The following is a 6297-nucleotide window of genomic DNA, read 5'->3' on the forward strand; positions in this document are numbered from 1 at the left end:
ATTGATTCTTCTGAAGCTTGTTGGAATTCACCATCATCAATTGGATTATATTCAATCAAATTGACTTTACACGGTACATATTTACAGAATTTAACCAAAGCATCAACTGAAGCTTTATCGTCGTTGATTCCTTTCCAAACCACATATTCGTAAGAAATTTTGCTTTTAGTTTTTCTGTACCAATATTCTAATGCTTCTCGTAGATCTTTTAAAGGAAAGTTTTTACTAAAAGGCATAATGCGCGCACGCGTTTCGTCTATCGCTGAGTGCAAAGAAACTGCTAGTTTAAACTTCACATCGTCATCTGCCATTTTTTTAATCATTTTAGGAATTCCTGAAGTCGAAACCATGATTCGTTTTGGAGACATTCCTAAACCTTCCTCAGAAGTAATCATGTCGATTGCTTTAATGACATTATTGTAATTCATTAAAGGCTCTCCCATTCCCATAAAAACAATATTCGAAAGTGGATGATTGTAATACAAACGGCTTTCTTTATCGATTGCTAGCACTTGATCGTAAATTTCGCCTGGTTCTAGATTTCGCATTCTCTTTAATCTTGCAGTTGCACAGAAATTACAATCTAAACTACAGCCAACCTGACTAGAAACACAAGCAGTAGTTCTGGTTTCAGTCGGAATTAAAACAGACTCAACTACAAGTCCATCATGAAGTCTAACGGCATTTTTTACTGTTCCGTCGCTACTTTTTTGCATTGTGTCAACCTTAATATGATTGATTACAAAATTATTTTCAAGCATAGACCTTGTAGCTTTTGCTACGTTTGTCATGTCTTCAAAACTGTGAGCGCCTTTACTCCATAACCACTCGTAAACCTGATTTCCTCTGAAAGCTTTATCTCCATTTTCAACAAAAAAATCGCGAAGCTGTTCTTTTGATAAGGCTCTTATGTCTTTTTTCTCCATTTGCATGCTGCAAAGTTAATTTATTTCCAGTGTTTTCTAAAACTTAAAGCATTTTACCTCCTTTTTTTCTTGATTTCTTTTCAAAAAATAAAACAAGAAAACCAATATCGCCATTCTCAACCAAAACACGCAACAAACTAAAAAACAAATATTTACATAAAACTTCATTTCCTTAGAATGGGCATAACCTTAGCATTAATAAGCCTTTGCCCTCTTTACTATAATAATTTAATAAAAGTTTAGCCATGATTTTTATCATTTCATGTTCTTCGCGCGCGCGATAATTTTGGTCTAAGAAATAAGGATAGCTTTTGACTCTTTAACCACTAATTGAATCTTAAAACTTCCTGATTTGAATGATTAACCTATACTTTATCAACATGAAAACAATTCAATCATTTTTACTGACAATTATTTTTACAACAATCGCATTAGAGGCAAATGCCCAAAAAAATTATAGCATAGCTGCAAACTCAACTTTTGAAGTAGCGGGAACCTCTACAGTACACGACTGGGTAATGAAATCTACAGAAGGAACGGGAAGCGCTAACTTAATTATTAAAGATTCTAAACTTGCCAGCATAAATAGTTTAAGTGTTTCCTTATTGGCTGAAAGCCTAAAAAGCTATAAAGCCAGCATGGACAAAGTAGCTTATGAGGCCATGGATACTGAAACACATAAATATATTGAATACGTATTAAAATCTGCAGAAAAAATAGATGACAACACTTGGAATCTAACAGGAGTTTACACTATTGCAGGAGTGAGTAAAGAATATAAGACTCAGGTAAAAGTAACTACTAATAAAGGAAGCATCATTTTGCAAGGTTCTAATCAAATTACTTTTGGCGATTTTGAAATGACGCCTCCAAAAGCTGCCTTGGGAGTTGTAAAAGCAGGAAAAGATCTAACTGTAATCTTCAATATCATTTTAAGCTAAATCTTGATGTTAAAAAACGTTCTTTTTTAACATTTTATCTCTTCGAATTAAATGTTAAAAAATAGCAATTCAATAAAATCAAACTTCTCTTTTTGCTTAACAGATCAATTCTATAGAAAATGAAAACGTTGTAGTTATTAAATACCTATTTAATAAAATTTTAACAATGATTTTTATCATGTATAAAGCTGATTTATAGAAGGATCTTTGATACAAGTTAAAAACAACATTCTTAGTACTAAATAGAAACTGGCCGACTATTAACTTATTTTTTATAATATAAACATGACAAAAATGAAAACAAGTACATTAAAACTTTTCGCCGTTGTAACAGCATTTTTAGGAATCAGTTCTTTTGCAACAGCACAAAAATCATACACTTTAGATAAATCAACTTTTTCTGTAGCGGGTACATCTACACTTCACGACTGGGAAATGAAATCGACTTCTGGAACTGGAACAGCATCATTAAACATTGCCAACGGAAAAGTAACCGACATTGAAGCTTTGACTGTAACTCTTTTAGCTGAAAGCGTTAAAAGTGAGAAAAAAAGTATGGATAAAGTGGCTTACGAAACTTTAAAAACAGATAAAAACAAGCAAATTAAATACGTTCTGAAATCTGCTGAAAAAGTAAACGAAACAACTTGGGAACTAACCGGGACTTATACCATTGCTGGAGTTAGCAAAGTTTACAAAACTACTGTAAAAACTACTGTTACCGCAAATGGATTAAACCTTCAAGGAAGCAACAAAATCACCTTTACAGATTTCGGAATGAAATCGCCAACAGCAATGCTTGGAACAATAAAAACAGGGCAAGACCTGACTATAAAATTTAATTTAAACTTTAATTTATAAACGCCATGAAGAAAATTTATATTCTATTCGTTACATTGATCAGCACATTTGCTGTTCAGGCACAAGTTAGTTTTGGAAACATGCAAAACCAAATCTCTAGAGGAAAAGATGGTATCAATGTTTTTGACGTACAAAAGGATACTAGAGAATTTAAAGGCCTTAGTATTGATCTTGGTGGTGCTTTCAACATGGATTTTCAAGCAACAAATTCATTCAACGATCAACCTGCTAATATTACTACTACGACTACTACTCCTAACGGAACTACCACTAGAACAATTTCAGGATATCGCTTAATGAATACTGAAAACAATTTTACGCTTCCTGCTGCTGATATGTATATTGGAGCTCAATTGTTTGACGGGGTAAGAGTAAATTTAGATATTTATTTAGCTTCAAGACACCATAATGATTCTTATGTAAAAGGTGGGTACTTACAAATTGACAAATTAGACTTCATCAAAAAAGATTTCCTGGCTGATTTCATGAAATATGCTACAATTAAAATTGGACAAATGGAGAACAATTTTGGTGATGCTCACTTCAGAGGTTCTGATAATGGTAATACAATCCGAAATGCATTTGTTGGAAACAACATCATGTATTCTTTCACTACAGAAATGGGTATGGAGGTTTACTACAACAGAGACGGATTGGTAAGCATGTTAGGTGTTACAAATGGTAATTTAAATCAAAGTAATGAAGAAGTTTTTTATACTAGCGGACCAAACACTAATACAACGCATAGCCCTTCAATCTTAGCCAAATTAGGTTATGACAAACAGCTTAATGAAGATTTAAGAGTAAGATTAACTGGTTCTCTTTATCATAATGCAAATCTTGGTAACGCAAACATATATTCTGCTAACAGATCAGGATTTGGTTATTGGGGTATATTGAATAATAATCCTTACAAAAATACCATTACTAAAACCGATGCTAACGGTGTTGTTACTACAACTACTACTGATGTTGCTACTAGTTTTAGTAAGACATCTACTCCAGAGGCAACATTCAATCCTAATTTCAAAAATTGGGCTACGACATACATGATTAACCCTTTTGTAAAATATAAAGGACTTGAATTCTTCGGAACAATCGAATTAGCTTCAGGAGGCGATAAAGCGGGTACTGACGACAAACGTACAGCTAATCAATATGCTTCAGAGCTTATTTACAGATTTGGAGGAACTGAACAATTCTATATCGGAGGAAAATACAATACCGTATCTGGAAAATTATCTAATGCTGACGCTAAAAAGGTTACTGTAGATAAATTTGAAGCAAGCGCTGGCTGGTTTATGACTAAAAACATTTTAGCTAAATTAAACTACGTTAATCAAAAATATAAAGATTACTCACAATTTACAGGAGATCCTGCTACTGGAAATCTAAACAACTTTTATGGTGGTAAATTTGAAGGTTTAGTATTCGAAGCAACCATTGCGTTCTAATATAAAAAAAATGAAAACAAGATTTTCAATATTAATTATGGGTTTAGCAATGTTCTTTTTATTAGGAAGTGCTAAACCCACTTTTTTTCCAGAAGATACGGCTGTGGCAATAAATAAAATAAAGATAGAAATCACAGGTTTATCAACTGTCGGCAAATACAATTGCTCTAATACCTTTGCCATTAAAGATACTGTTTATGTAAACTCAGTTAAAAAAAACACTTTTAATACCGACATTAAAATGTCAAACTTTGATTGTGGCAATAAAGTAATGACCAAAGATTTACAAGGAACTGTAAAGGTCAAAAAATTCCCAAACAGTACTGTTTCCATTAGTGATATAAAACCTTGTGGGAAAAATTATAAATGCAAACTAAACTTTTATATTACCGACAAAACACTAAAATACAAAGATTTCATATTATACAATAACGACGACAAAATTCAAGGAACTTTGAGTTTAAAATTCTCTGATATTGAATTAGAAGCTCCCGTAAAAATGGCGGGATTAATTAAAGTTAAAGATGATATTGTTATTAATTTCAGTCTATATAAAAACTAATTTTTCGTAAAAAAAAATTAAACCGCAAGCACACAAAAATCAAAATTTGGCACAAGAATTGTTTTGCTCTCAAAAGAAAAAATAATCTTACAAAGAGCTCAATCATTTTAAAATTTGTAATTTTATTTTTCAGCCATTTAACCTTTAAGTTTTATCAACCTAAAAAAATTGAAATTATGAAAAAACAAATTTTGACTTTAGCTGTAATTGCTTTATTAGCATTCGCTGTTCAATCATGCGAGAAAAAAGAAAACAAACCTGCGGAAGACGAATTAACTCTTGGAAATAAAGTTGATTCTCTGACATCAGACATTAAAGAAGTAAAAGACACCGCAGTAAGTAAAGCTGAAAACGCTGCTACTAAAGCAAAAGATGCGACAGAAACTGCAGCTCAAGACGTAAAAGATGCTACTAAAAAAGCAGCAAATGATGTTGAAAATGCGGCTAAGAAAACAGCAACCGACGTAAAAGACGCTACTAAAAAAGGAGCTGAAAAAGTAGAAAATGCAGCAAAAGCAGCAAAAGACGGAACTGTAAAAACAGCTAAAGATGTAGATGCGGCTTTGAAAAAATAAACTTCATCTAAATCCGAACAGAAACCATTCGCAAAACGAATGGTTTTTTTATGTCAAATCGCAAGCAGATATTTTTGTATTTTTGTCTTCAAATTACAAGATACTACAACATGCATTTTATATCTCAAGAACTAGAAGATTACATCGAACAGCATTCTGAAAAAGAACCAGAATTACTGGCAAAACTAAATAAAGAAACCTATCAAAAAATACTTTTGCCAAGAATGCTGAGCGGTCATTTTCAAGGCCGTGTTTTAAGCATGCTTTCTAAATTGATTCGTCCTGTAAATATTCTCGAAATTGGTACTTATACCGGTTATGCAGCTTTATGCTTATGCGAAGGAATGCAAGAAAATGGTCAATTACATACAATTGACATCAAAGAAGAATTAATCGATTTTCAGCGAAAATATTTTGATATGTCTCCTTGGGGAAAACAAATTTTTCAACATTTAGGTGAAGCCATAAATATTATTCCAGATTTAGACCTAAAATTTGATTTGGTTTTTATAGATGCTGACAAAGAAAACTACTTGAACTATTGGGAAATGATTGTTCCAAAAATGAATAAAGGCGGAATCATTTTATCTGATAATGTTTTGTGGAGCGGAAAAATTCTAGAACCAGTTCATCCAAATGACGTTAGCACAAAAGTACTTTTAGAATACAATCAGCTTTTGAAAGATGATCCGAGAGTAGAGACGGTTTTATTACCAATTCGCGATGGATTGACGGTTTCGAGAGTATTGTAAGTTTTTGAGCCTCTAAGATTCTAAGGTGCTAAGACACTAAGGTTTAAAACTCGATAATATATTTATTAAAAATGAAATGTAACGCAGAAATAAACTCTGAAGGTTTTTCAATCATAAATAATGTTTTTACAGAAAATGAAATTGAAAATCTAATTTCATTGATTGAAAGCAAAACTGCAAATAATCAAGAAAATGCTACTTTTAGAAAGTCTCAAGATTTATTTGC

7 protein-coding genes are annotated in these 6297 nt (G+C 32.2%); 6 read left to right on the forward strand and 1 reads right to left on the reverse strand.

Features of this window, described 5'->3' with window-relative positions; genetic code table 11:
- Positions 1–932, reverse strand: a 932-nt coding sequence (gene rlmN, locus B3J44_RS16305) for a 23S rRNA (adenine(2503)-C(2))-methyltransferase RlmN (protein WP_286969693.1), incomplete at its 3' end; no start/stop codon positions are given.
- Between the two features lie 350 nt (positions 933–1282).
- On the opposite strand from rlmN, the gene B3J44_RS16310 reads away from it, so the two are divergent.
- The 6 genes from B3J44_RS16310 to B3J44_RS16335 all read left to right on the forward strand — a co-directional run bounded on the left by B3J44_RS16310 (position 1283) and on the right by B3J44_RS16335 (position 6071).
- Positions 1283–1867: a YceI family protein gene (locus B3J44_RS16310; RefSeq protein WP_286969694.1), complete on the forward strand. Its 585-nt coding sequence runs from the start codon at positions 1283–1285 to the stop codon at positions 1865–1867.
- Positions 1868–2161: 294 nt separating this feature from the next.
- Positions 2162–2728, forward strand: a complete 567-nt coding sequence (locus B3J44_RS16315; protein WP_286969696.1) for a YceI family protein — start codon at positions 2162–2164, stop codon at positions 2726–2728.
- A gap of 5 nt (positions 2729–2733) precedes the next feature.
- Positions 2734–4182 (forward strand): hypothetical protein, encoded by a 1449-nt coding sequence (locus tag B3J44_RS16320; protein WP_198854365.1) that lies wholly within the window; start codon positions 2734–2736, stop codon positions 4180–4182.
- A 10-nt stretch (positions 4183–4192) separates the two neighbouring features.
- Entirely contained in the window at positions 4193–4744 is a 552-nt protein-coding gene (locus B3J44_RS16325) for a YceI family protein (RefSeq protein WP_286969698.1), read from the forward strand.
- A gap of 176 nt (positions 4745–4920) precedes the next feature.
- Positions 4921–5319: a hypothetical protein gene (locus B3J44_RS16330; RefSeq protein ID WP_286969700.1), complete on the forward strand. Its 399-nt coding sequence runs from the start codon at positions 4921–4923 to the stop codon at positions 5317–5319.
- Positions 5320–5429: 110 nt separating this feature from the next.
- Positions 5430–6071 (forward strand): O-methyltransferase, encoded by a 642-nt coding sequence (locus B3J44_RS16335; RefSeq protein ID WP_286969701.1) that lies wholly within the window; start codon positions 5430–5432, stop codon positions 6069–6071.
- Positions 6072–6297: the final 226 nt, after the last annotated feature.

The sequence above is a fragment of the Flavobacterium sp. UBA4854 genome (assembly GCF_002399805.1).
Lineage (GTDB): Bacteria > Bacteroidota > Bacteroidia > Flavobacteriales > Flavobacteriaceae > Flavobacterium > Flavobacterium ginsengisoli.

What these genes read in the sequence shown, in the direction of transcription:
- B3J44_RS16310 (WP_286969694.1), top strand. Translation starts at nt 1,283, where the DNA reads ATGATTAACCTATACTTTATCAACATGAAAACAATTCAATCATTTTTA.
- B3J44_RS16315 (WP_286969696.1), top strand. Translation starts at nt 2,162, where the DNA reads ATGAAAACAAGTACATTAAAACTTTTCGCCGTTGTAACAGCATTTTTA.
- B3J44_RS16320 (WP_198854365.1), top strand. Translation starts at nt 2,734, where the DNA reads ATGAAGAAAATTTATATTCTATTCGTTACATTGATCAGCACATTTGCT.
- B3J44_RS16325 (WP_286969698.1), top strand. Translation starts at nt 4,193, where the DNA reads ATGAAAACAAGATTTTCAATATTAATTATGGGTTTAGCAATGTTCTTT.
- B3J44_RS16330 (WP_286969700.1), top strand. Translation starts at nt 4,921, where the DNA reads ATGAAAAAACAAATTTTGACTTTAGCTGTAATTGCTTTATTAGCATTC.
- B3J44_RS16335 (WP_286969701.1), top strand. Translation starts at nt 5,430, where the DNA reads ATGCATTTTATATCTCAAGAACTAGAAGATTACATCGAACAGCATTCT.